The 23,921-nt window shown below is 59.4% G+C and carries 27 protein-coding genes; 24 read left to right on the top strand and 3 right to left on the bottom strand.

From position 1 onward, the window contains the following. Positions 1 to 9 precede the first annotated feature (9 nt). The 13 genes from RHP75_RS13225 (at position 10) to RHP75_RS13165 (ending at position 10,061) form a co-directional block, all read left to right on the top strand. Positions 10 to 537, top strand: a complete 528-nt coding sequence (locus RHP75_RS13225; RefSeq protein WP_160015464.1) for a YceD family protein — start codon at positions 10 to 12, stop codon at positions 535 to 537. A gap of 13 nt (positions 538 to 550) precedes the next feature. Continuing rightward, positions 551 to 733 (top strand): 50S ribosomal protein L32, encoded by a 183-nt coding sequence (rpmF, locus tag RHP75_RS13220; protein WP_003245185.1) that lies wholly within the window; start codon positions 551 to 553, stop codon positions 731 to 733. 3 nt (positions 734 to 736) lie between these two features. After that, positions 737 to 1,747 carry a phosphate acyltransferase PlsX gene (gene plsX / locus RHP75_RS13215; RefSeq protein ID WP_409079651.1) on the top strand — a complete coding sequence of 337 codons (1,011 nt, stop codon included), beginning with the start codon at positions 737 to 739 and terminating at the stop codon, positions 1,745 to 1,747. Positions 1,748 to 1,851: 104 nt separating this feature from the next. Continuing rightward, positions 1,852 to 2,790, top strand: coding sequence for an ACP S-malonyltransferase (gene fabD, locus RHP75_RS13210; protein ID WP_311088577.1), 939 nt, complete (start codon positions 1,852 to 1,854; stop codon positions 2,788 to 2,790). 15 nt (positions 2,791 to 2,805) lie between these two features. After that, a complete protein-coding gene (gene fabG / locus RHP75_RS13205; protein WP_311088576.1) occupies positions 2,806 to 3,549 on the top strand; it encodes a 3-oxoacyl-ACP reductase FabG in 744 nt (247 codons plus the stop codon). Positions 3,550 to 3,744: 195 nt separating this feature from the next. After that, complete coding sequence (gene acpP / locus RHP75_RS13200; RefSeq protein ID WP_058066290.1) at positions 3,745 to 3,978, top strand: acyl carrier protein; 234 nt, start codon at positions 3,745 to 3,747, stop codon at positions 3,976 to 3,978. A gap of 107 nt (positions 3,979 to 4,085) precedes the next feature. Continuing rightward, positions 4,086 to 5,330 (top strand): beta-ketoacyl-ACP synthase II, encoded by a 1,245-nt coding sequence (fabF, locus tag RHP75_RS13195; protein ID WP_311088574.1) that lies wholly within the window; start codon positions 4,086 to 4,088, stop codon positions 5,328 to 5,330. Continuing rightward, on the top strand, positions 5,330 to 6,145 hold the full coding sequence (gene pabC, locus RHP75_RS13190) for an aminodeoxychorismate lyase (RefSeq protein WP_311088573.1): 816 nt from the start codon (positions 5,330 to 5,332) through the stop codon (positions 6,143 to 6,145). Before fabF ends, pabC begins: the two co-directional genes overlap by 1 nt. Before the next feature lie 3 nt (positions 6,146 to 6,148). Beyond that, complete coding sequence (gene mltG / locus RHP75_RS13185) at positions 6,149 to 7,201, top strand: endolytic transglycosylase MltG (protein ID WP_311088572.1); 1,053 nt, start codon at positions 6,149 to 6,151, stop codon at positions 7,199 to 7,201. Between the two features lie 9 nt (positions 7,202 to 7,210). Continuing rightward, positions 7,211 to 7,843 carry a dTMP kinase gene (gene tmk / locus RHP75_RS13180; RefSeq protein WP_311088571.1) on the top strand — a complete coding sequence of 211 codons (633 nt, stop codon included), beginning with the start codon at positions 7,211 to 7,213 and terminating at the stop codon, positions 7,841 to 7,843. Then, positions 7,836 to 8,822: a DNA polymerase III subunit delta' gene (locus RHP75_RS13175; RefSeq protein ID WP_311088570.1), complete on the top strand. Its 987-nt coding sequence runs from the start codon at positions 7,836 to 7,838 to the stop codon at positions 8,820 to 8,822. Before tmk ends, RHP75_RS13175 begins: the two co-directional genes overlap by 8 nt. 36 nt (positions 8,823 to 8,858) lie before the next feature. Next, positions 8,859 to 9,215, top strand: a complete 357-nt coding sequence (locus RHP75_RS13170; RefSeq protein WP_090238100.1) for a PilZ domain-containing protein — start codon at positions 8,859 to 8,861, stop codon at positions 9,213 to 9,215. Positions 9,216 to 9,278: 63 nt separating this feature from the next. Then, a complete protein-coding gene (locus RHP75_RS13165; protein ID WP_311088569.1) occupies positions 9,279 to 10,061 on the top strand; it encodes a TatD family hydrolase in 783 nt (260 codons plus the stop codon). Between the two features lie 234 nt (positions 10,062 to 10,295). Here the strand turns inward: RHP75_RS13165 and RHP75_RS13160 are convergent, their stop codons facing one another. Continuing rightward, positions 10,296 to 11,429: an aminotransferase class V-fold PLP-dependent enzyme gene (locus RHP75_RS13160; protein ID WP_311088568.1), complete on the bottom strand. Its 1,134-nt coding sequence runs from the start codon at positions 11,427 to 11,429 to the stop codon at positions 10,296 to 10,298. A gap of 76 nt (positions 11,430 to 11,505) precedes the next feature. On the opposite strand from RHP75_RS13160, the gene RHP75_RS13155 reads away from it, so the two are divergent. From RHP75_RS13155 to RHP75_RS13135, 5 genes are all read left to right on the top strand, one after another. After that, a complete protein-coding gene (locus RHP75_RS13155) occupies positions 11,506 to 12,144 on the top strand; it encodes a TetR/AcrR family transcriptional regulator (RefSeq protein WP_090247979.1) in 639 nt (212 codons plus the stop codon). A 79-nt stretch (positions 12,145 to 12,223) separates the two neighbouring features. Beyond that, complete coding sequence (locus RHP75_RS13150) at positions 12,224 to 13,192, top strand: radical SAM protein (RefSeq protein ID WP_311088567.1); 969 nt, start codon at positions 12,224 to 12,226, stop codon at positions 13,190 to 13,192. 28 nt (positions 13,193 to 13,220) lie between these two features. Next, a complete protein-coding gene (locus RHP75_RS13145; protein WP_311088566.1) occupies positions 13,221 to 14,111 on the top strand; it encodes a radical SAM protein in 891 nt (296 codons plus the stop codon). A gap of 76 nt (positions 14,112 to 14,187) precedes the next feature. Beyond that, the gene (locus tag RHP75_RS13140; RefSeq protein ID WP_311088565.1) at positions 14,188 to 14,790 is read left to right on the top strand and encodes a DUF4823 domain-containing protein; all 603 of its coding nucleotides are present in this window, start codon (positions 14,188 to 14,190) and stop codon (positions 14,788 to 14,790) included. A gap of 3 nt (positions 14,791 to 14,793) precedes the next feature. Continuing rightward, entirely contained in the window at positions 14,794 to 15,363 is a 570-nt protein-coding gene (locus RHP75_RS13135) for a DUF1285 domain-containing protein (RefSeq protein WP_311091936.1), read from the top strand. Between the two features lie 68 nt (positions 15,364 to 15,431). Here RHP75_RS13135 and RHP75_RS13130 read toward each other — a convergent pair whose 3' ends face one another. Then, on the bottom strand, positions 15,432 to 17,096 hold the full coding sequence (locus RHP75_RS13130) for an electron transfer flavoprotein-ubiquinone oxidoreductase (protein WP_311088564.1): 1,665 nt from the start codon (positions 17,094 to 17,096) through the stop codon (positions 15,432 to 15,434). Positions 17,097 to 17,417: 321 nt separating this feature from the next. Here RHP75_RS13130 and RHP75_RS13125 point away from each other — a divergent pair, with 321 nt between their 5' ends. Continuing rightward, positions 17,418 to 18,167, top strand: a complete 750-nt coding sequence (locus RHP75_RS13125; RefSeq protein WP_233684359.1) for an electron transfer flavoprotein subunit beta/FixA family protein — start codon at positions 17,418 to 17,420, stop codon at positions 18,165 to 18,167. After that, the gene (locus tag RHP75_RS13120; protein WP_311088563.1) at positions 18,168 to 19,097 is read left to right on the top strand and encodes an FAD-binding protein; all 930 of its coding nucleotides are present in this window, start codon (positions 18,168 to 18,170) and stop codon (positions 19,095 to 19,097) included. It begins immediately after the preceding gene. Positions 19,098 to 19,162: 65 nt separating this feature from the next. On the opposite strand, the gene RHP75_RS13115 is transcribed toward RHP75_RS13120, so the two are convergent. After that, on the bottom strand, positions 19,163 to 20,092 hold the full coding sequence (locus tag RHP75_RS13115) for an alpha/beta hydrolase (protein ID WP_311088562.1): 930 nt from the start codon (positions 20,090 to 20,092) through the stop codon (positions 19,163 to 19,165). 112 nt (positions 20,093 to 20,204) lie between these two features. Between RHP75_RS13115 and RHP75_RS13110 the strand changes: the two genes are divergently transcribed. The 4 genes from RHP75_RS13110 to RHP75_RS13095 all read left to right on the top strand — a co-directional run bounded on the left by RHP75_RS13110 (position 20,205) and on the right by RHP75_RS13095 (position 23,878). Further along, a complete protein-coding gene (locus RHP75_RS13110) occupies positions 20,205 to 21,032 on the top strand; it encodes a transporter substrate-binding domain-containing protein (protein WP_311088561.1) in 828 nt (275 codons plus the stop codon). A gap of 9 nt (positions 21,033 to 21,041) precedes the next feature. After that, on the top strand, positions 21,042 to 21,398 hold the full coding sequence (locus RHP75_RS13105) for a DUF4398 domain-containing protein (RefSeq protein WP_311088560.1): 357 nt from the start codon (positions 21,042 to 21,044) through the stop codon (positions 21,396 to 21,398). Beyond that, the gene (locus RHP75_RS13100) at positions 21,395 to 22,207 is read left to right on the top strand and encodes an OmpA family protein (RefSeq protein ID WP_311088559.1); all 813 of its coding nucleotides are present in this window, start codon (positions 21,395 to 21,397) and stop codon (positions 22,205 to 22,207) included. Before RHP75_RS13105 ends, RHP75_RS13100 begins: the two co-directional genes overlap by 4 nt. Positions 22,208 to 22,438: 231 nt before the next feature. Then, entirely contained in the window at positions 22,439 to 23,878 is a 1,440-nt protein-coding gene (locus RHP75_RS13095) for a PLP-dependent aminotransferase family protein (RefSeq protein WP_257778208.1), read from the top strand. The last annotated feature ends 43 nt before the right edge of the window (positions 23,879 to 23,921 follow it).

Here is a 23,921-nt window from a genome sequence, read left to right as displayed (position 1 = left end):
GCGCCGCCTATGTCAAATGGCCCGATTCCACCTCACGTTGATCCGCGCAAACTAGCCGATCGCAGCGCCACCCTCGAAGGTGAGCTGCAACTGTCAGATTTGCAGCGTCTCTGCGGCCCGCTTGCCGATAACCAAGGCATGGTGCGTACGAAGTTTTTCTTCGAGCGCGACGAGCGTAATGCTGTGGTTTTTCACAGCGAGCTTGAGGTTGAGGTCAAGATGGTTTGCCAGCGTTGTCTGGAGCTGGTCACTTTGCCGATCCACAGTGCGTGTGATTACGCTGTGGTGAAAGAGGGTGGGAATACCCAGTCAGTGCCGCAAGGCTATGACGTGATTGAGTTGGGTGAAGACCCATTGGATCTGCTGGCGCTGGTTGAGGAGGAGCTTCTGCTCGCCTTGCCCATTGTCCCGGCTCATGACCCTAAAGATTGCCAGCAGCCGACCGGCCTCGAAGAGCCCGAGTCGAGCGAGGACGAGGTAACGCGGTCCAACCCGTTCAGTGTATTGGCGCAGTTAAAGCGTGACCCAAACGTTTAGGAGTTAATTAGTTATGGCTGTTCAGCAGAACAAAAAATCCCGTTCCGCCCGTGACATGCGCCGCTCGCACGATGCGCTCGAGGCCAGCACTCTGTCGGTCGAGAAAAGCACCGGTGAAGTCCACCTGCGTCACCACGTATCGCCAGAAGGCGTTTACCGTGGTCGCAAAGTGATCGACAAGGGCGCTGACGAGTAATCCTTGTCCGCTCCGCTTATCGCGATTGATGCAATGGGTGGGGACTTCGGTCCCCACTGCATTGTTCCAGCCTGCGTCTCCTGTCTGGCTGAATCCCCTTCGTTACACCTGGTCCTCGTCGGCCAATCCTCCCTTCTTGAGTCTCTGATTGCCCGCTATCCCGGCGTCGATCGTGCACGTCTGCGCGTTGAGCATGCTGGTGAGATTATCGCCATGGGCGAGCGTCCAGCCCAAGCGCTGCGTGGCAAGCCGGACTCGTCGATGCGTATCAGTCTTGAGTTGCTGCGCAGTGGTGCGGCCCAGGCCTGTGTCAGTGCCGGTAATACCGGGGCGTTGATGGCCCTTTCGCGTTATGTGCTGAAAACTCTGCCGGGGATTGATCGTCCGGCCATGGTCACCGCCATTCCGACGCAGGCGGGCTTCTGTCATCTGCTCGACCTGGGCGCCAATGTCGATTGCAGCGCCGAGCACCTCTACCAGTTTGCCGTGATGGGCTCCGTTACTGCCGAGGCGCTGGGTGCAGTGCGTCCGCGTGTGGCGCTGCTGAACGTCGGCACTGAGGACATCAAGGGTAACCAGCAGGTCAAGCTGGCAGCCAATCTGCTGCAGAAAGCGGAAGGCCTGAACTACATCGGCTTTGTCGAGGGCGATGGGCTGTATCGCGGTGAGGCTGATGTGGTGGTGTGCGACGGTTTTGTCGGCAATATCCTGCTCAAGTCCAGTGAAGGCCTTGCAGCGATGATTGCTGGGCGGATTGAGGCGCAGTTCAAGTCCAGCCTGGCGGCGCGCATGGTTGGGGCTTTGGCGTTACCGCTATTGCGGCGTTTGCAGGGCGAACTGGCCCCGGCGCAGCACAATGGTGCGAGTTTTGTCGGGCTGCAGGGCATTGTGGTGAAAAGCCATGGTGCGGCTGGGCCTGATGGCTTTAAAAGCGCTATTCGCCGAGCTTTACGGGAGATTGAAGAAAATCTTCCACAGCGTTTGCATGGTCGGCTGGGCGAACACCTGCTTTAGAATGTGACCGCAGCGTGCAGCCTGTCATCCAACTGTCAGTTTCTTGCGCTTGGCTAGGCTGAGCGCGTATCACCGACGATCACGATCATTAGGAACAGGTTTCCATGTCTGCATCTCTCGCATTCGTCTTTCCGGGGCAGGGTTCCCAGTCGCTGAGCATGCTCGCCGAGCATGGTGCACAACGGCCGCTGATTCTCGAAACCTTCGCCGAGGCTTCCGAAGCGCTCGGTTATGACCTCTGGGCGTTGACCCAGCAGGGGCCTGAAGAGCAACTCAATCAAACTGATAAGACTCAACCAGCAATTCTCACTGCCTCTGTCGCGCTGTGGCGTGCCTGGCTTGCCGAGAGCGCTGCGCGTCCGGCTTTTGTTGCCGGGCACAGCCTGGGTGAATACTCGGCGCTGGTCGCTGCGGGCAGCTTGTCGCTGGCTGCCGCGGTCAAGTTGGTCGAGCATCGCGGCCAGCTGATGCAGCAGGCTGTTCCAGCCGGGCAGGGCGGCATGGCAGCGATTCTCGGTCTGGAAGATGCTGATGTACTGGCTGCTTGCGCCGAAGCTGCGCAGGGTGAAGTGGTCAGCGCAGTGAATTTCAATGCGCCAGGTCAGGTGGTTATCGCCGGTGGCGCGGCTGCCGTTGAACGTGCCATTGAGGCGTGCAAGGCGCGTGGCGCCAAGCGTGCGATGCCATTGCCGGTTAGCGTGCCGTCGCACTGCGCGCTGATGCGCCCTGCGGCTGAGCGCTTTGCCGAAGCAGTAGCGGCAATTGACTGGCAGGCTCCGAAAATTGCTCTGGTGCAGAACGTCAGCGCTGCGGCAGTGACTGATCTGGAAGGGCTCAAGCGCGACCTGCTGGCTCAGTTGTACAGCCCGGTGCGTTGGGTGGAGTCGATCGTCTGCCTGTCTACGCAAGGCGTGACGGATCTGGTTGAGTGCGGTCCGGGCAAGGTGTTGTCTGGTTTGAACAAGCGCTGCGTCAAAGGCATCAATACCCATAACCTGGACACCCCGGACGCCTTCGCTGCTGCGAACGTGGCCCTGGTCTGATTAAGGAGAAACGATATGAGCCTGCAAGGTAAGGTTGCATTGGTTACTGGCGCGAGCCGCGGTATTGGCCAGGCCATTGCCCTGGAGCTAGGGCGTCAGGGGGCGGTGGTTATCGGCACTGCCACATCTGCTTTGGGTGCCGAGCGTATCGCGGAAACCCTGAAGGCTAATGGCATCGAAGGTGCCGGTCTGGTGTTGGATGTCAGCAATGACGAATCGGTTGCCAGCACCTTGGAGCATATTCAGCAACATCTTGGTCAGCCGTTGATTCTGGTCAATAACGCCGGTATCACACGCGATAACCTGATGCTGCGCATGAAAGATGACGAGTGGTTTGATGTCATCAACACCAACCTGAGCAGCCTCTACCGGCTGACCAAAGCCGTGCTGCGGGGTATGACCAAGGCACGCTACGGGCGCATCATCAACATCGGTTCGGTGGTGGGTGCCATGGGCAACGCTGGGCAGGTCAACTATGCAGCTGCCAAGGCTGGTCTCGAAGGTTTTGGGCGTGCATTGGCGCGTGAGGTGGGTTCGCGGGCGATTACCGTGAACGCCGTGGCGCCGGGCTTTATCGACACCGATATGACCCGTGAACTGCCGGATGCGCAGCGTGATGCGCTGCTGACACAGATTCCGTTGGGTCGTTTGGGGCAGGCTGAAGAGATCGCAAAAGTGGTCGCTTTCCTCGCTTCTGATGGCGCGGCTTACGTTACAGGCGCTACTATCCCTGTGAACGGCGGGATGTACATGAGCTGAATGTGACGGATGGCTTCAGAAAACTGTCATAGATGCTGTCTAAAATCCGTTATAAAGCTGCAACAGGTTTGTAGGCAGGTCGTTGAAGTGTTTGTGGGGCACCCGGCATTCAGCTTGAAATGCTAAAAACCCTTTCTATACACTTGGCCGCAGAACAGTGGCCAAGATTTGTCCCATTAGGAGTGAGAACAACGTATGAGCACCATCGAAGAACGCGTCAAGAAAATCGTTGCCGAGCAACTGGGCGTCAAAGAAGAGGAAGTAACCAACAGCGCTTCCTTCGTTGAAGACCTGGGTGCCGACTCTCTTGACACCGTTGAGCTGGTGATGGCTCTCGAGGAAGAATTCGAGACCGAGATCCCGGACGAACAAGCCGAGAAGATCACCACCGTTCAGGAAGCGATCGACTACGTTACCGCTCACGCGTAAAACGTAATCGTCGGATCCCGACTCGGAAAAGCCGCACTCCCTTCATCAGGCGTGCGGCTTTTCTTTAAGCGCTTTCCAGGCGTTGATAACTAGAAAAGGAGATTGCTGTGTCGCGTAGACGCGTCGTGGTTACCGGTATGGGCATGCTGTCGCCATTGGGTAACGATGTGCCGAGTAGCTGGCAGGGCATTTTGGCTGGCCGCAGTGGCATTGGCCTGCTTGAACATATGGATCTTTCCGCTTTTTCCACGCGTTTTGGTGGTGCGGTAAAGGGCTTCAACGTCGAGGAATACTTGTCCGCCAAAGAGGCGCGCAAGCTCGATCTGTTTATCCAGTACGGCCTCGCTGCCAGTTTTCAGGCGATGCGCAACTCCGGTCTGGAAGTCACCGATGCCAACCGTGAGCGCATTGGCGTGGCCATGGGCTCCGGTATCGGCGGCCTGACTAATATCGAGAACAACTGCAAGTCGCTGCACGAGCAAGGACCGCGGCGCATCTCGCCGTTCTTCGTGCCTGGCTCGATCATCAATATGATTTCCGGCTTCCTGTCGATCCATCTGGGGTTGCAGGGGCCTAACTACGCCATCGCCACGGCCTGCACCACAGGCACGCACTGCATCGGCATGGCGGCACGCAACATCATGTTTGGCGAGGCCGATGTAATGGTTGCAGGCGGCGCCGAAATGGCGGCCTGCGGCCTGGGTATGGGCGGTTTCGGTGCTGCTCGTGCGCTGTCGACCCGCAATGACGAGCCGGCCAGGGCCAGTCGTCCATGGGATAAAGATCGCGATGGCTTTGTGCTGTCCGACGGTGCCGGTGCCCTGGTGCTGGAAGAGCTGGAGCACGCCAAGGCGCGTGGTGCGACCATCCATGCCGAGTTGATCGGCTTTGGCATGAGCGGCGACGCTTACCATATGACTTCGCCACCGGAAGATGGCGCAGGCGCGGCACGCTGCATGACCAATGCATTGCGCGATGCCGGGCTGAATCCTGAGCAGGTGCAGTACATCAACGCCCATGGCACCTCAACCTCTGCTGGTGACAAGGCTGAAGTGGCGGCGGTGAAGTCGGTATTCGGCGAGCATGCTTACAAGCTGGCCGTTAGCTCGACCAAATCCATGACCGGTCACTTGCTCGGTGCTGCCGGCGCGGTGGAGGCAATCTTCAGCATCCTCGCGCTGCGTGACCAGGTGGCGCCGCCCACCATCAATCTGGATAACCCGGACGAAGGCTGTGATCTGGACTTCGTCGCGCACCAGGCCAAGGCCATGGCGCTGGACGTAGTACTGTCCAACTCCTTTGGCTTTGGTGGCACCAACGGCTCGCTGGTGTTCCGCCGGTTCGCCGGTTGATGCTGAGCTGGGTCGATGGCCAGCCGGCCGAGCTGCTGTCCATCAAGGATCGCGGCCTGGCCTACGGCGATGGGTTATTTGAGACCATCGCTGTAAATGCCGGGCAGCCGGTTCTGCTGGAGCGCCATCTGACCCGGTTGGCCGAAGGCTGTGTGCGGCTGAAAATTCCTCTCGATCTCCCCGTTGTGCGTGCCCAACTGCTGGCCTTCGGTCAGCAGCTGGGTGACGGTGTGGCCAAGCTGATTCTTACTCGGGGCGATGGGCAGCGTGGCTATGCACCGCCACAGCCCGCCCAGCCTCGCGTGCTGCTGCAGGCGGCCGCGAAGCCGGTTTATCCCGAAGCCTATGCCGAACAGGGCGTGCGTCTGTTTGCCTGCGTTACGCGTTTGGCTGAGCAGCCGTTGCTGGCGGGGCTAAAACACCTCAATCGACTGGAACAGGTGTTGGCGCGCAGCGAGTGGCAGGACGCCGAACATGCCGAAGGCCTGATGTTGGATACCGGCGGCCGGGTGATCGAGGGCGTTTACAGCAACCTGTTGCTGGTCAGTGGCGGCGTGCTGATTACCGCTGACCTGTCACGTTGTGGGGTGGCTGGTGTAATGCGCGCCGAGCTGCTGGTCCAAGCGGCTGCGCTGGGGATCGAGTGCCAGGTACGGGATATCAGCTACGCCGAATTGCTGGCGGCTGATGAGGTCATGCTGTGCAACAGCGTCTATGGCGTGTGGCCAGTTCGCGCTTTACTCGCACACGACTGGCCGGTCGGCCCGCTCACCCGTAAACTGCAGGCCATTGCCCGCGATCTACTGGACTGCTGATTCGTGATACGCAAAATTTTGCTGCTGCTGGAAGGCGGTGTGCTGCTGGCTGGCCTACTGGTCGCATTTGCCGCCTGGCAACAGCATGCAGCGCTGCATCAGCCTCTGAACCTCACTGAAGAGTACCTAGTGGATGTGCCAGCAGGTGCGACGCCGGGTGGCGTGCTTAATCGTCTTGAGGCCGACGGCATCCTTGATCAGGCCTTCTGGCTACGCCTTTACTGGCGCTTCAATCTACGCAATCAACCGCTGCACAGTGGCGAGTATCGCCTGACCCCCGGCGCTACAGCGCTGGACATGCTCGGCCAATGGCGACGCGGTGAAGTGCTGCAATACAACCTGACGCTGGTTGAGGGCTGGAATTTCCGTCAGGTGCGTGCGGCGCTGGCGCGTGAAACACGCCTTGAGCTGACCTTGAACGAGCTGAGCGATGCTGAGCTGATGAGCAAGCTTGGCCTGCCGGGTTTGAATCCGGAAGGGCGTTTCTTCCCCGATACCTACAGTTTTGTGCGTGGCATGAGCGATCTTGAGCTGCTTAAACAGGCGCATGCGCGGTTAGAGCAGGTGTTGGCCGAGGAATGGGCGCAGCGGGCCAAGGATCTGCCGTACAAAGAACCTTATGACGCGCTGATCATGGCCTCGATGATCGAGAAGGAAACCGGCGTGCCGCAAGAGCGCGGCGAAATTGCCGGGGTCTTTGTGCGGCGTCTGCGCATCGGCATGCGCCTGCAAACCGACCCGACTGTGATCTACGGCATGGGCGAGCGCTACAACGGCCGCATCACCCGTGATGATCTGCGTCAGCCCACGGCCTACAACACCTATACCATCGACGGCATGCCGCCGACGCCCATCGCCCTGGTGGGTCGCGAGGCGATCCATGCGGCGCTGAACCCGGTGGCCGGCAGCAGCCTGTATTTCGTTGCCCGTGGCGATGGCAGCCATGTATTTTCCAATACCCTTGAGCAGCACAACCGGGCCGTGCGTGAGTATCAGCTCAAGCGCCGGGCGGATTATCGTTCGAGCCCGGCCCCAGTCGTGCCCAATAATCAGTAAGGACAGCCTGTGAGCGGTTTGTTTATCACCCTGGAAGGCCCGGAAGGCGCAGGCAAGAGCACCAATCGTGATTACCTGGCTGAGCGCCTGCGTGAGCAGGGTATTGATGTGCTGCTGACCCGTGAGCCGGGTGGCACGCCACTGGCTGAGCGGGTGCGCGAGTTGCTGCTGGCGCCCAGCGATGAACCGATGGCGGCCGACACCGAGCTGCTGCTGGTGTTTGCCGCGCGCGCCCAGCACCTGGCGCAGGTGATCCGTCCGGCCTTGGCCCGTGGCGCGGTGGTGCTCTGTGACCGGTTTACCGATGCAACTTACGCCTATCAGGGCGGTGGTCGGGGGCTATCCGAGGTACGTATCGCCTTGCTGGAAGAGTTTGTTCAGGGCTCACTTCGCCCGGACCTGACCCTGGTGTTCGATCTACCGGTTGAAGTGGGTCTGGCCCGCGCAGCGGCACGCGGTCGGCTGGACCGTTTCGAGCAGGAGGGCCGGCAGTTTTTCGATGCCGTGCGCCAGGCTTATCTGCGTCGCGCAGCTGAGCAGCCGCAGCGCTACCGTATTCTGGATGCCGCGCAATCCTTGAGCGAGGTGCAGCAGGCACTGGACGCATTGCTGCCACAGCTGCTGGAGCTGCAGCGTGGCTGACGCTTACCCCTGGCAGGATGCACTTTGGCAGCAGCTGGCTGGCCGTAGCCACCATGCCCATGCTTATCTGCTGCACGGCCCTGCGGGTATCGGCAAGCGCGCGCTGGCTGAGCGGCTGATGGCGCGCTTGTTGTGTCAGCAGCCCAATGGCCTGGATGCCTGTGGCCAGTGCAAGTCCTGCTATCTGCTGGCAGCCGGTACCCACCCGGATAACTACATCCTGGAGCCGGAAGAGGCTGACAAGGCGATCAAGGTGGATCAGGTGCGCGATCTCGTCAGCTTTGTGGTGCAGACCTCGCAACTGGCGGGGCGCAAAGTGGTGCTGGTCGAGCCGACTGAGTCGATGAACGTCAACGCCGCCAACGCCTTGCTGAAAAGCCTTGAGGAGCCCTCTGGCAATACCGTATTGCTGTTGATCAGCCATCAGCCCAGCCGTTTGCTGCCTACGGTGAAGAGTCGCTGTGTGCAACAGGCCTGCCCGTTGCCGAGTGAAGCCATGAGCCTGGCGTGGTTAGCGCAGGCTTTACCAGGCTGTAGTGGCGAAGAACACCGCGAGTTGCTGTTCCTTGCCGCTGGCTCGCCGTTGGCCGCGCTGAAAATGCATGAGCAGGGCGTTATCGCGCAGCGTGCACAGGTGGTTGAGGGGGTGAAGAAGCTGCTTAAACAGCAGATTGCCCCCAGCCAGCTGGCCGAAAGCTGGAATGCGGTGTCCCTGCAGTTGCTGTTCGACTGGTTCTGCCAGTGGTCGCAGCTGATGCTTCGCTACCAACTGACCCGTGATGAAGACGGCCTCGGGCAAACCGATATGCGCAAGGTGGTGCAGTATCTGGCGGAGAAAGCCCCGCAGGCGAAAGTGCTGAGCATGCAGGATTGGTTGCTGGCGCAGCGTCAAAAAGTCCTCGGCAAGGCTAACCTTAACCGTGTCTTGCTTCTCGAAGCCTTGCTGGTGCAGTGGGCAAGCCTGCCCGGACCGGGCTAGAATCGGCCATTAAGTGAATAAAATCAGGAATGCCGCATGAGTCTGCCTCCTAACTTGGGCCCGCGTAACGGAATTTTGTCGCTGACCATCAAAGACAAATCCGTGCTCTATGCCGCTTACATGCCCTTTATCAAGAACGGCGGCCTGTTTATTCCAACCAACAAGAGCTACAAGCTTGGTGATGAAGTGTTCATGCTGCTCAACCTGATGGATGAGCCGGAAAAGATTCCGGTCGCCGGCAAGGTGGTCTGGATCACCCCCAAGGGTGCCCAGGGCAACCGCGCTGCCGGTGTGGGTGTGCAGTTCAATGATGGCGACAACACCGCGCGCAACAAGATCGAAACCTACCTGGCCGGTGCACTGACGTCGGATCGCCCGACTCACACCATGTAACTGGTTTTTCCTCCGTATCACGGTGCCCGCTCTTTGGCACCGCTTCTCAAGTGATTGTTCCCCATGCTGGTTGATTCCCACTGTCACCTTGATCGCCTTGATCTGGCCGCCCATGGCGGTTCACTCGATGCGGCGCTGGATGCTGCGCGCGCGCGCGGCGTTGGTCATTTTCTGTGCATCGGCGTCAGCGCCGATAATGCCGCGGCGGTCAAAGGCCTGGCTGAGCGCTATGCCGATGTCGATTGCTCGGTCGGTGTGCACCCGCTGGACCTTGAGCCCGGTGCGGCGCCTGCGCTGGATTGGCTGCTCGGCGAATTGAACCACCCGCAGGTGGTGGCCATCGGCGAAACCGGCCTGGACTATCACTACGAGCCTGAGTCTGCAGCGCTGCAGCAGGCATCCTTCCGCTTGCACCTGGATGTCGCGCGGATGACCGGCAAGCCGGTGATCGTACATACCCGCGAGGCGCGTGCCGACACCCTGGCGCTGCTGCGTGAAGCGGCGCTGCCGCAAGCCGGTGTGCTGCACTGCTTTACCGAAGATTGGGAAATGGCCAAGGCCGCACTGGATATCGGCTTCTATATTTCCCTGTCCGGCATCGTTACGTTCCGTAATGCCGAAGCGCTGCGTGAAGTGGCGCGCCAAGTGCCTGCTGACCGCTTGCTGGTGGAAACCGATTCGCCGTATCTGGCGCCGATCCCGCATCGCGGCAAACCGAACCTGCCGGAGTACGTGCGCGATGTGGCCGAGTACCTGGCGGTGCTGCGTGGCGTGAGCTTTGAGCAGTTGGCGGAGCAGACCACGGCCAATTTCAAGCGCCTGTTTCCGCTGGCCCGTGTGGTTTGATAACAGCTACCAAAAAACTGCGGGCAAAAAAAACCCGGGCTCTGGGGGATGAGACCGGGTTAAGACCATTAGGAGTAAATCAAGGTACGCGGTCCACGGTACCTTGCCTGGCGGGGCGCTTGGGGGATACGCCGCACACCAGTACTGCTCAGTATTGGTGAAGATTGCCGAACGTCCAGGCCGTTTGCCGGCATTCTTAAACGGATTTGGAATACAGATCGCGCTGCTGAGTCCTCAAGCAGTCGCCAGCTGCTGCAGCAGAGACAGTGTCTCTTCAATAACCCGAGGTTCTGTGTAGAAATGAGGCGATAGGCGGATACCCGCGCCGCGTTGCGCACAGATCACCTGCTGCTGTTTCAGTTGACTGAACAATGCCGAATTGTCCCAGCCATCCAGGCTAAAGGTCAGGATGCCGGCGCGTTGCTGGCGCTTTACGGCGCTGTGCAGGTGCGCGCCGGGGATATTGCCCAGCCCATCCAGCAGCCACTGCATGCGCTCCTGCAAGGCGTTTTCGACCGCCGTCATGCCCACTTCTTCCAGCAGCGACAGGCTGGCCTCCAGAGCCATCGCACCGAGCATGTTCGGGCTACCGCATTCAAAACGCCGAGCGCTGCGGGCGGGTTCCCAACTGGTGCGCTGGTAGTCGCCGGCATGTTCGAGCATATGCCAACCGTACTCATGCAATTTGAGCTGCGCACGCAGGTCGCTGCGGCAATAGAACACCCCAAGGCCTTCCGGGCCGAGCAACCATTTATGGCCGTCGGCCATGGCAAAGGCGCATTGGCTGGCCTGTACATCGAAGGGCAGGGCGCCGAGCTGCTGGATCGCGTCGATGCACAGCAGCACGCTGCGCGCCTGGCAGCCCTGGCCCAAGCGCGGCAGATCCAAGCGCAGGCCGCTGGCGTACTGCACCGCACTGATCGCCATCAGCCGGGAGCGCGGACCGCAGGCGGCGAGCAGGGCGGCTTCGGCATCGCCCTGATGCAGATTGACCTGTACCACCTCGACGCCCTGCGGGGCGAGCGCTTCCCAGACAATCCGGTTGGAGGGGAACTCTTCATCGCTGATTACCACCTGATCGCCTGGCCGCCAATCCAGGCCGAAGGCGACGAAAGACAGCGCTTCGGAGGTGTTTTTCACCAGCGCTATGTCGCTATGGGAGGGCGCGTTAAGCATGCGCTGCAAGCGCTCGCGTAGGCGCCGCTCGACCTGAAGCCAGTTTGCGTAGTCGCGGGCACCGGTTTGTGCGTTCTCGATGGCAAAACGACTGACCGCATCGACGGCCCGTTGCGGCCAGGGAGAAACGGCTGCGTGGTTCAGATAGCGCAGGCCAGGAAGTTGCGGAAACGCGTCATGAACTGCGTACATGGTCGGATGATCCGTGCAATTTGCCGTTAGTTAGGCATAATACGCGCCTTCGTTTTTTTGACCCCGTAGTCCTTTTATGCATAAAGAACCCCGCAAGGTCCGTGAGTTTCGCCGCCGCGAACAGGAAATTCTCGACACAGCACTGAAACTCTTCCTCGACCAGGGTGAAGACAGCGTGACTGTGGAGATGATTGCCGACACGGTTGGTATTGGTAAAGGCACCATCTACAAGCATTTCAAATCCAAGGCGGAGATCTACCTGCGCCTGATGCTCGACTACGAGCGCGACCTCAACGAGTTGCTGCACTCGGCGGATGTCGATCGCGATAAGGAAGCCCTTTCGCGTGCTTATTTCGAATTCCGCATGCGCGACCCACAGCGCTATCGCCTGTTCGACCGCCTCGAAGAGAAAGTGGTCAAAGGCAACCAGGTGCCGGAGATGGTCGAACAGCTGCATAAGATTCGTGCCTCCAACTTCGAGCGCCTGACCCAGCTGATCAAGGGCCGTATCGCCGAAGGTAAGCTGGAAGACGTTCCGCCGTATTTCCATTACTGCGCTGCCTGGGCGCTGGTGCACGGTGCCGTGGCGCTGTACCACTCGCCGTTCTGGAGCAATGTGCTGGAAGATCAGGAAGGTTTCTTCCAGTTCCTCATGGACATCGGCGTGCGCATGGGCAACAAGCGCAAGCGTGAGGGCGACACCCCGGCTAGCTGAGGTATTCAGCGCGTGGATAAGCAGTCTGCTGCGCTGGCGGCGCCCCTATACTCGGCGCTTACTTTTGCTGGAGACGCGTATGATCGTTGACCGCCAAGGCCGGCGCTTCCGCAATCTGCGCGTCAGCCTGACCGCCGCCTGCAACTATGCCTGCACCTACTGCGTACCCGATGGTAAGCGGCTGGTAGCTGCGCAGGACGAGCTCTCGGCCGAGGCCATGCTGCGTGGTGTGGCTTATCTGATCGAAGCCGCCGGTATTGAGCGCTTGCGCATCACCGGTGGTGAGCCACTGGTCAGTCCCAAGCTCGACGCTTTTTTGCGCGGCGTCAGCCAGCTCGGCTTGGCCGATATCAGCTTAACCAGCAATGGCCAGCTGCTGGCGCGCAAGCTGCCGTTGTTGCTCGAATGCGGCATCCGCCGCTTGAATATTTCCCTGGACACCCTCGACCCTGCGGCATTCCGCACCATTGCCCGTGGCGGCGATCTGGCGGCAGTGCTCGATGGCCTACAGCAAGCGCGCGCGGCAGGGATGCAGATCAAGGTCAACATGGTGCCGTTGCGTGGGCAGAACCTTGATCAGGTGCTGCCACTGCTCGACTACTGCCTGGCCAATGGCTTCGAGCTGCGCTTTATCGAACTGATGCGCATGGGCCATTTGGCCCGTGACAGCAACGGGTTTCAGCGCCAGTTTGTCGGCATGCCCGAGCTGCTGGAGCTGATCGGTAGCCGCTACGACTATGTCCAGGCCCACGCTGCGCTAGACGCCACAGCGCTGCGTTACGCCATTCCCGGCGTCGGCCATTTCGGCGTGATTGCCAATGAAAGCGTGCCGTTCTGCCGCACCTGCTCGCGCCTGCGCTTGTCTTCGACCGGTTGGCTGCATGGTTGCCTGTCATCGAGCAATCGTCATTATGTCGGCGATCTGCTCGCCAAGCCTCGCCACCAGGCCTTACCAGCGTTGCAGGGGCTATTGGTCAAGGCGCTGGGTGATAAGCAGGATGTGGCGTTCTCCGGCGGTGCAACCGTGATGAAGATTATTGGCGGCTGAGATCGCCCTCTGTGTCGAGTGAAAGAGCATGCAAGATTTCCCCATCAGCTATATCGAGCCGGTGTTCCGGCCGCCCAGCGAAGCCCATTCGCTGATTCTGCCGGTGACCAATGGTTGCTCCTGGAATAAGTGCACGTTCTGTGAAATGTACACTCAGGAACAGAAGAAATTCCGCGCCCGCGATGAGGCGCAGGTGCTCGACGAGATTCGCCTGACCGGCGAAAAGATGATCGTGCAGCGGGTTTTTCTAGCCGATGGTGACGCCTTGGTGCTGCCGACACGGCGCTTGTTGACCATTCTGCAGGCGATTCGCGAGCACATGCCTGAGGTTGAGCGGGTATCGAGTTATTGCCTGCCGCGCAATCTGCGTAAGAAGTCGGTGGATGAGCTCAAGGAGCTGGCTGACGCCGGCTTGCGCATGGCGTATGTCGGTTGCGAGTCGGGTGATGACGAGGTGCTGGCGTGGGTCAATAAGGGCGAGAGTTATGAGTCCAGCCTTAGTGCGCTGGACAAGCTCGGGCAGGCCGGCATCACCCGCTCGGTGATGATCCTCAATGGTCTGGGTGGGACGGTCTTGAGTGAGCAGCACGCGGATAACTCGGCGCGTCTGATGAATGAGGCGCAGCCGGAGTTTCTCTCGACCCTGGTAGTGAGTTTTCCTACAGGTGAGGCGCGGTTTCGCGAAGGTTTTGCCGATTTCCAGCCGCTCGGTCAGCAGCAGCTGTTTGTGGAAGTGGAGCGTCTGCTACAGGGGTTGGAGCTGCGCGATACGGTATTTCGCAGTGACCATGCCTCCAACTATCTGGTGCTCAAGGGCACTCTTGGCGCTGACAAACAGCGCCTGCTGGCACAGGTGCGGCAGGCCATCGAGCAGCCGCAACAGGCGCGGTTGCGTCAGGAGTGGCAGCGTGGGCTTTGATGCGCAGCAGGTGGCGTGAAATCTGCATCTAGGCGCTATCCGCCGGTTTTCTGTCACCGGCAGCGGGAGAGGCATGATGCGTAGTCTGTTGTTGATAATGAGTTTATTGCTGCTGGGCGGCTGCATGAAGGCCAGTGATCTGGCGGATGAGGCGATTTATCAATTGCGCGATGTCGGCGTGCTTGACCATAGCCAGACGCGTCGCTCCAGTCCGTGGCGTTTGCAAGCCGACTCTTTCATCTATATCGCTCAGGGGCATTTCGTGCCGCCGGGTGGTGCCTATCCGCGGCCCAATGTGGTGGCTGAGGAAGCCTACAAGGGCTTTATCGAGTATTTCCCCATGGTGCGCCGCGCCAAGGCGCCGCTAGGCCTGGAAGAGTCGTTGGCGCAGGCGCGTGAGGCGGGTGCGCATTACCTGCTGTACAGCCGCTTCGCCTATGCCGATGACCGTATCGGCACGGTGGAGGAGTGGGAAGATCAGGAGGCACTGGATCGGCTGGGGACTGATCGTGGGGTCATTCAATTGATGCTGATCGAAACCAATACCCGTTATTTGGTCGATACGGCGCGCATTCGTAGTCGCGGAGGCTTCCTGACGCTTTATGATGCCAAGCCGGAGGATCTGATCGGTCCGGCGCTGCAGGATTACGCGCGGCGTTTGTTGGGCTTGGGGCATTGAATGATGACTGATACAGGTAAGGCCGGCGACCTGCTGGCGCAGATACCCAAAGGCGAGGGCAAGGGGTTGCCACCGGTGCACCTCTGGCACCCGGAGTTCTGTGGCGATATCGACATGCGCATCGCCCGCGATGGCACCTGGTATTACATGGGGACGCCGATTGGCCGCAAGCCGATGGTCAAGCTGTTTTCCACCATCATTCGGCGTGACGACGACAAGTACGTGCTGGTAACGCCGGTAGAGATGGTCGGCATTCAGGTGGATGACGCGCCTTTTGTCGCGGTCAGTCTGCAAGTGGATGGCGAGGGTGAGGCGCAGGTGCTGCGTTTTGTCACCAATGTCGAGGATGAGGTGGTCGCCGGCAGCGAACATCCGCTGCGGGTCGAACTCGACGTTCTGACTGAAGAGCCAGCGCCCTATGTGCATGTGCGCAGCAATCTTGAGGCGTTGATCCATCGCAATGTGTTCTACCAGTTGGTTGAGCTGGCGGTGCCACGCGAGATCGATGGCAAGAGCTGGCTGGGTGTTTGGAGCGGGGGGGAATTTTTCCCGATCGGGCCGCAGCCGGACTGATCGGCTCTCCCGCTGGCGGTTGTATTCAGCGCAATAAAAAAGGCTCCCGAGGGAGCCTTTTTTGCGTCTTACATGTTGGGGTAGTTAGGCCCGCCGGTGCCTTCAGGGGCCACCCAGGTAATGTTCTGGGCAGGGTCCTTAATGTCACAGGTTTTGCAGTGCACGCAGTTCTGTGCGTTGATCTGGAACTTCTGCTCGCCGTCTTCCTTGGTCACCACCTCGTATACGCCGGCCGGGCAGTAGCGTTGCGCCGGTTCGTCGTACATGGGCAGGTTCTTGCTCAGCGGAATGCTTGGGTCGGTGAGCTTCAGGTGGCAGGGTTGTTCCTCTTCATGGTTGGTGTTGGAGAGGAATACCGAGCTGAGCTTGTCGAAGCTGAGCTTACCATCGGGTTTCGGGTAGCTGATCTTCTGCGTTTCAGCAGCCGGCTTCAGGCAGGCGTAATCCGGCTTGGTGTCATGCAGGGTGAAGGGCAGTTTGCCGCCGAAGATGTTCTGATCCAGCCAGTTGAAGCCAGCACCCATTAGTGGGCCGAACTTGTGCATTGCTGGAGCGAAGTTACGGGTGCGGAACAGTTCGTCGTACAGCCAGCTGGCCTTGAATGCATCGACGTAGCCGGTCAGCTGGTCGCCACCTTCCTTGCCTGCAAACAGTGCGTCAGCCACAGCCTCAGCAGCGAGCATGCCGGACTTCATGGCGGTGTGGCTGCCTTTGATCTTGGCCACGTTCATTGTGCCGAGGTCGCAACCGATCAGGGCGCCGCCGTTGAAGACCATCTTCGGTAGCGAGTTGATGCCGCCTTTAGCCAGGGCGCGAGCGCCATAGGCTACGCGTTTGCCGCCTTCCAGGTACTGGGCGATCACCGGGTGGTGCTTGTAGCGCTGGAACTCATCGAACGGTGACAGATGCGGGTTGCTGTAAGACAGGTCGACGATCAGGCCGACGACCACCTGATTGTTTTCCAGGTGATAGAGGAAGGAGCCGCCGGTGTTTTCTTTAGCGACGATGTCCAGCGGCCAGCCAGCGGTGTGCACAACCAGGCCTTGCTCGTGCTTGGCCGGGTCGATGTCCCAGATTTCCTTGATACCGATGCCGTAATGCTGAGCATCGGCTTCGGAGTCGAGGTTGAATTTCTTGATCAGCTGCTTGCCGATATGGCCGCGGCAGCCTTCGGCGAACAGCGTGTACTTGGCACGCAGTTCCATGCCTGGGGTGTAGTAACCCTCTTTTGGGTGGCCTTCGCGGTCAACACCCAGATCACCAGTGAGAATGCCGTAGACCGCGCCTTCTTCGTTGATCAGCGCTTCCTGAGCGGCGAAGCCTGGGTAGATTTCTACGCCAAGGTTCTCGGCCTGTTGTGCCAGCCAGCGGCACAGATTGCCCAGGGAAATGATGTAGTTGCCATGGTTGTGCATGGTCTTGGGCACGAAGAAGTCCGGAACCTTGGTGGCCTTCTCGGCATTGCTGAGCACGTAGATGTCATCGCGCTTGACCGGAGTGTTCAGCGGGGCGCCGAGCTCTTTCCAATCAGGGAACAGTTCATTCAATGCGCGCGGCTCGAACACCGCACCGGAAAGAATGTGTGCGCCGACTTCGGAGCCTTTTTCGACCACGCAGACGCTGATTTCTTTGCCGGCTTCGGCGGCTTTCTGCTTCAGTCGGCAGGCGGCGGACAAACCAGCAGGGCCGGCGCCGACGATGACGACGTCGAATTCCATAAATTCGCGTTCCACAGGCAATCTCCTACTCAGGGCTCTCTAATTTTATTTGGCGATCGAGCTCGTTCCATGAGCGATGCTGGCGCATTATATCCAGACCCTTCGGATGGGCCAATACAAACGTTTGTTTGAATTTTCTGTAGGACTGTTAGAATCTTACTACATCGCTGACGATTGGCCGGTTCGTTGTATTGACCAGTCTAGGTCGTGCGGTCAAGATACGGGCGGTTTTGTGTCTGCCGTTAATTGGTCGACTCCCGGTTCCGGCCGGTCTGTAGTTCCCGCCATGTTCGCTTCTGGCGACATTCTTATTCACCGGAGAGTAACGAGGAATCCATGAAGGTTCTTGTAGCTGTCAAACGAGTGGTCGACTACAACGTCAAAGTTCGCGTCAAAGCGGACAACAGCGGCGTTGATCTTGCCAACGTCAAGATGTCGATGAACCCTTTCTGCGAAATCGCCGTGGAAGAAGCTGTACGCCTGAAAGAGAAAGGCGTGGCGAGCGAGATCGTTGTCGTAACCATCGGCCCGGCCACTGCTCAAGAGCAGCTGCGCACCGCGCTGGCCCTGGGGGCTGACCGTGCCATTCTGGTTGAGTCGGCCGACGAGCTGAACTCGCTGGCTGTGGCCAAACTGCTCAAGGCAGTGGTCGACAAAGAGCAGCCCCAGCTGGTGATCATGGGCAAACAAGCCATCGACAGCGACAACAATCAGACTGGCCAGATGCTGGGCGCGCTGACTGGTTTCGGCCAGGGCACCTTCGCTTCCAAAGTGGAAGTAGCTGGCGACAAGGTCAACGTAACCCGTGAAATCGACGGCGGCCTGCAGACTGTTGCACTGAACCTGCCAGCTATCGTGACCACCGATTTGCGTCTGAACGAGCCGCGCTACGCGTCGCTGCCGAACATCATGAAAGCCAAGAAGAAGCCGCTGGAAACTGTTACTCCGGCTGATCTGGGCGTTTCCACCGCTTCCACCGTGAAAACCTTGAAAGTCGAAGCGCCAGCTACCCGCAGCGCCGGCATCAAGGTCAAGTCCGTGGCTGAACTGGTCGAGAAACTGAAGAACGAGGCGAAGGTAATCTAAATGACTATCCTGGTTATCGCTGAACACACCAACGCCGCCCTGGCTCCTGCCACGCTGAACACTGTTGCAGCTGCAGCGAAGATCGGTGGTGACATCCACGTTCTGGTTGCCGGTGCTGCTTGCGGCGCTGCTGCCGAAGCTGCTGGCAAGATTGCTGGCGTGGCCAAGGTACTGGTTGCTGACAACGCTGCTTTCGCGCATCAGCTGCCAGAAAACGTTGCGCCGCTGGTTGCCGAACTGGGCAAGGGCTACAGCCACATCCTGGCTGCTGCTACCAGCAATGGTAAGAACATCCTGCCGCGCGTTGCCGCTGCGCTGGACGTTGATCAGATCTCGGAAATCATCGCTGTTGAAAGCGCTGACACTTTCAAGCGTCCGATCTACGCCGGTAACGCCATCGCCACTGTGCAGTCTTCCGCTGCCGTGAAAGTGATCACCGTGCGTGCCACTGGTTTCGACCCGGTTGCTGCTGAAGGCGGCTCTGCTGCCGTTGAAGCCGTTGGCGGCGCAGCTGACGCTGGTAAATCTGCTTTCGTCGGTGAAGAACTGGCTAAGTCTGATCGTCCTGAACTGACTGCTGCCAAGATCGTCGTTTCCGGCGGCCGCGGTATGCAGAACGGTGACAACTTCAAGCACCTGTACGCGCTGGCTGACAAGCTGGGCGCCGCTGTTGGTGCCTCGCGCGCCGCAGTCGACGCAGGCTTCGTACCGAACGACATGCAGGTCGGTCAGACCGGTAAGATCGTTGCGCCGCAGCTGTACATCGCCGTCGGTATCTCCGGCGCGATCCAGCACCTGGCCGGTATGAAAGACTCCAAAGTGATCGTTGCGATCAACAAGGACGAAGAAGCGCCGATCTTCCAGGTAGCCGATTACGGTCTAGTCGCTGATCTGTTCGAAGCTGTACCTGAGCTGGAGAAACTGGTTTAAGCCGGTTCCCCAGTGCAGAAAAAACCCGCTCGTTGAGCGGGTTTTTTTATGCCCGCTCTTTCGCGTTAGTTCTGCTGGGCCTGGAGAAAGGTGCGGTAATGATCGGCGGTTTGCTGAGGCCGTTCAATCATCGGCGCATGGCCGGTATCCGCCATGATAACCACAGTCGGTTTGCGCAGTAGCGGTTGCATGACTTCTACGCTGGATACATGCAGGGCTCGATCTTCTGCGCCCCAGATGATCAGCGTTGGCGCTTGGATCTTCGGCAGCTCAGGCTCCAGCGGGATATAGCGTTCGATCAAATGGGCAAATACCTGGTCGTAATGTGCGCTGTTGGCGATGGCCTGCTCGGCGAAATAGCGCTTGAGCGATGCCGGTAGGTAGGGCGGTTGCACGAAGATAAAATCCAGCAGGCGCTGAAAGTCCTCGGGGCTTTTCACTACCAGCGGATTGGGTTCGCCGCGTTGTAGCCGTTGCATCAGCTCGCTAGGTTGCGGCGATGTGATGCCGGCATTGTCGAGTAGCGCCAGAGAGCGGGTTCTGTGCGGATAGCGCGCGGCATACAGCGCACTGATATGCCCGCCCATGGAGTTGCCGATCAGGTGCAGCTGCTCGATTCCCAGTGCATCAATCACGCTGGCCAGGCGCTCGGTCTGGGTGCCTACATCATAGCTGCCAGCAGGTTTGTCGCTGGCGCCGAAACCCGGCAGATCGAGGGCTATAACCCGGTAATTCTGGCTGAGGTGGCGGGCGAAACGCAGCCAGTTGTCCTTGTTGGCAGCAAAACCGTGCACCATCAGGATGGTTTGTGCGCTGCTTGGGCCGCCCTCGTAGTAATGAATGCTAAGATCGCCCACGCTGATCTGTTTGAGACTCAGCCCGGCACGCTGTCGCTCCACCAACTGTATGCTCGTCAACAAAGCGGCGGGTGACAGGTAGAGCAGGGCTGCAGCAGCGGCGAGCAGTAGCATCAAGGCTGCAATCAGTTTTTTCATGGCTAGTCTTTATCGCGAATTCGTATGGATGCGTATTAAGCTAGCATGATTCCAGATGTCTCCCGATGTGTGGCCGCAGACGCCCATCCAAGGTTAAGTCGAGAAGTCGCCAATGCTTGAGCGTGGTTTTTATAGGTCGTTTCTCTTGCTGTTCGCTGTACTGCTGATACCGGCGTTTGCCGTTGCCGCAGGCAAGTGCGAGCGCCTGGTGGCGACAGGTAACCCGGAGTACCCGCCATATCTCTGGCGCGACCCGCAGAATCCTCAACAGCTGATCGGTGCTAACGCCGATCTGTTGCAGCACCTGGCCAAAGAGCTGGGCGTAGTGGTGGACATCATCTATACCGGGCCTTGGTCACGGGCGCAGGATGAAGTGCGCACCGGCCGTGTCGACCTGATTGCCGGGGCGTTTCTGACCTTGCCGCGCCTGGAAATCATGGATTACGTGCATCCAGCGTTTTTCTTCACCCCAAGTGTGGTGTGGGTGCATCGCGGTAACGAGTTCCCCTATGCCGGCTGGGATGATTTGCGTAATCGCACTGGCGATACCTTGGTCAACAACAGTTTTGGCCAGACCTTTGATGCCTATGCCAAGAGCAACCTGACTCTGGAGGGGGTTGCCAGCCTGACTCAGGCGTTCCAGAAGCTCTTGCTGGGGCGTACCGACTATGTGCTGTACGAGCGTTATCCGGGGCAGGCTTTAGCCGATAGCCTGGGCATGCAGGACGATCTGCTGGTGCTCGATCCACCGATCTCCAGCGAAGGTTTGTACCTGACGTTGTCGCATAACTCGGCCTGCAACGATGCGTGGCTACGCGGCATGTTGGCGAAGAAAATGAATGAGGCAATTGCCAGTGGTTTGCCGGATGTTTTGCTGCAACGCAATCTGCAGCGTTGGAAAGATCAACAGCTCACACCCAGCGGTGACGCTGAACAGTAGGGAAATTCTGTGATTTATCGACGTATCTGTGCGGCCTTGCTGCCGCTCATGCTCAGTGCCTGCGCATCTGATCCTGCGCCTAATGAGCAACTGCGCTTGACCGAACAGGCGCTCAGTCAGGCTAAGGCGCTGGGTATTTCCGCCGAGCAGTCTGCTGCGCTGCGCCTGGCCGAGGAAAAACTTGCCCTGGCGCAAGCGGCCATACAGGACGAAGACTACAAGCAGGCACGGGTGTATGCCGAACAGGCCGAGTTAGATGCGCGGCTAGCCGAAGCTGAGCACCTGACCGAGAAAAGCCAGCAGCAACTGGCCGAGCTGAGTAACTCCATCAATCGCTTGCGCAAACAGCTGGGAGGCTTGCAATGAAGCCGACTCAGCTAAGCCTGCTGGCAATTTTCGCGGCTGTGGTGTTGACGGGCTGCGCCTCATCGCACAGCACCAGTGAGCAGGCACTGCAGGGCGCACACACGGCCTTCCAGCAGGTCAAGGAAGATGCCGATGTGCTGCGTAGCGCGCCCAAAGACCTGATTCGCGCGGGCGAGTCGCTGGCCAAGGCTGATCGCCTGTCGAGCTACTGGGGCAGCGCCGCTGATGTCAGCCACTATGCCTATCTCAGTCAGCAATACAGTGCGATTGCCGGGCAGAAGAGCACGCTCAATCTGAATCAGGAGCGCGCGGTCAAACTGGAGCTGGAGCGTCAGCGCCTGCAGCTGGCCCTGCGTGAGGCCAAGCTGCTCAGTGTGCAGGATCAGAGCAGTTGGCTTGAAGAGCAGATGGTCAGCCTGGCCACCAGCCAAAGTGAGCGCGGCCTGGTGATGACCCTGGGCGATGTGCTGTTTGATGCCGGCCACACTGACCTCAAAGCATCAGCCAACCGTACGGTACTGAAGTTGGTGCAGTTCCTTCAGCTCAACCCCCGGCGCGTCGTGCGCATCGAGGGCTATACCGACAGTCGCGGCGATGCTCAGGAAAACCTCGAACTGTCCCGTGCTCGCGCTCAGGCAGTGGCCGACGTACTGGTCGATCTGGGCATTGATGGCAAACGCATTGAAGTACAGGGCCATGGCGAAAGCTTCCCGGTCACCGAAAATGCCTCGGCTAAAGGCCGAGCGCAGAATCGTCGGGTAGAGATCGTGTTCTCTGATGAGCAAGGCAATTTAGGCTCGTCACGCTGAGCCTTCTGCCGTTAAAAGCCTCGGTTAGCCGGGGCTTTTTATTGCCTGCATTCAGGCTTGCGCAGCCTGCGGGTAGTTGCCTGGTATTGCCGCACAATCCGAATAGCTATCGATTGAACCGTTACAGTCCTGGCAGGTTGGCACTGTATCGCCCACAATTCAGTGAGCTGTACCGGTGCAATTATAAAAGTCCGGTTTACTGTTACGGTTCAGTCAAGCAGGAACGCGGTCATGACCAATCTGTTGCTTTATCAGCGCATTGCCCAGCAACTGGCGGAAGATATCCGTCGCGGCGTTTACCAGCCCGGTGAGCGGGTGCCTTCGGTGCGCAAGATGAGTGCGCAGCTCAGCGTCAGCCACGCCACTGTGCTACAGGCCTATGCCAATCTGGAAGATCAGGGCTTGATTCGCGCCCGCCCGCAGTCTGGCTTTTACGTGCACCAGACGCCGGCCCTGACTGCACCCACTCCCGATATCGCCCGCGTAGAACGCCCTGGTCTGGTCACGCGCAGCAGCATCATCAATCAGGTGCTCACCGAATCGCGCCGCGAGGGGGTGTTTCCGCTTGGCGCGGCAGTACCGCATGTCGATTACCTGCCGGTGCGTGCATTGCACCAGCAATTGGCCAAGGTCACCCGTTTTCACAGCGCGCGGGCCTTCAGCTATATGTTCAGCCCCGGTTTTGAGCCGTTACGCCGTCAGGTGGCGATCCGCATGCGCGATGCTGGCGTGGTGGTCGACCCAACTGAGGTGGTGATTACCCACGGTTGTGTGGATGCCCTGCAGATGAGCCTGCGCGTGCTGACCAAACCCGGTGATCTGATCGCCGCCGAGTCGCCGACTTATTACGGCCTGCTGCAACTGGCTGACCTGCTCGGCCTGAAAGTCATCGAAATTCCCAGCGACCCGACCACCGGTATCAGCTTGGAAGCGTTGCAACTGGCGGCCAACCAGTGGCCGATCAAGGCGCTGGTGCTGACCGCGCGGCTGAGCAATCCGCTGGGCGGCACTATTCCGGAAGAGCGCCAGCGTCAGTTGCTGCGCCTGGCCGGTGATTACGATATCCAGATCATCGAAGACGATATCTACGGTGAACTGATGTTTGAGCAAGGCCCGACCAAGGCGCTCAAATCCCATGATCGCGAAGGGCGGGTGATCTACTGTTCGAGCTTTTCCAAGACTCTGTCGCCGGGGGTGCGCATCGGCTGGATTGTTGCCGGCAAGTACCAGGATGAGATTCAGCGCCTGCAAACCTTCAGCACTCATTCGGCGTGCAGCGTCACGCAGATGGCGGTAGCGGCCTATCTGGAGAACGGCGGTTATGACCGCCACCTGCGTTTTATCCGCCAGGAGTACCGCAAGAACCTCAGCGCCTTTCAGCTGGCGGTGCAGCAGTACTTCCCCGAAGGCACGCAGATGAGCCGGCCCAAGGGTGGTTTTATTCTCTGGGTCAGCCTGCCGGCGCGGGTCAATACCAAGGACCTGCACGTGCGCGCGCTGCAGCAGGGCATCAGCATCGCGCCGGGGTTGATCTTCAGTAATACCGAGCAGTTCAACCACTGCATCCGCCTGAACTGCGGCATCCCGTGGAACCGCGAAGCCGAGCGTGCCTTGATGACTTTGGGCATGCTGGCCGGTCAGCTGTGTCAGGAGGGTATGGCTACTTCCTGAGTGTTGCGCCACGCGCCTGCGCTACGCTTGTTAGCGCCAACAA

This window comes from Pseudomonas sp. SG20056 (assembly GCF_031764535.1).
In the GTDB taxonomy this organism is placed as follows: domain Bacteria; phylum Pseudomonadota; class Gammaproteobacteria; order Pseudomonadales; family Pseudomonadaceae; genus Aquipseudomonas.
The sequence above is the reverse complement of the archived record's forward strand: the minus strand, read 5'-3'. Positions and strand labels throughout refer to the sequence as shown.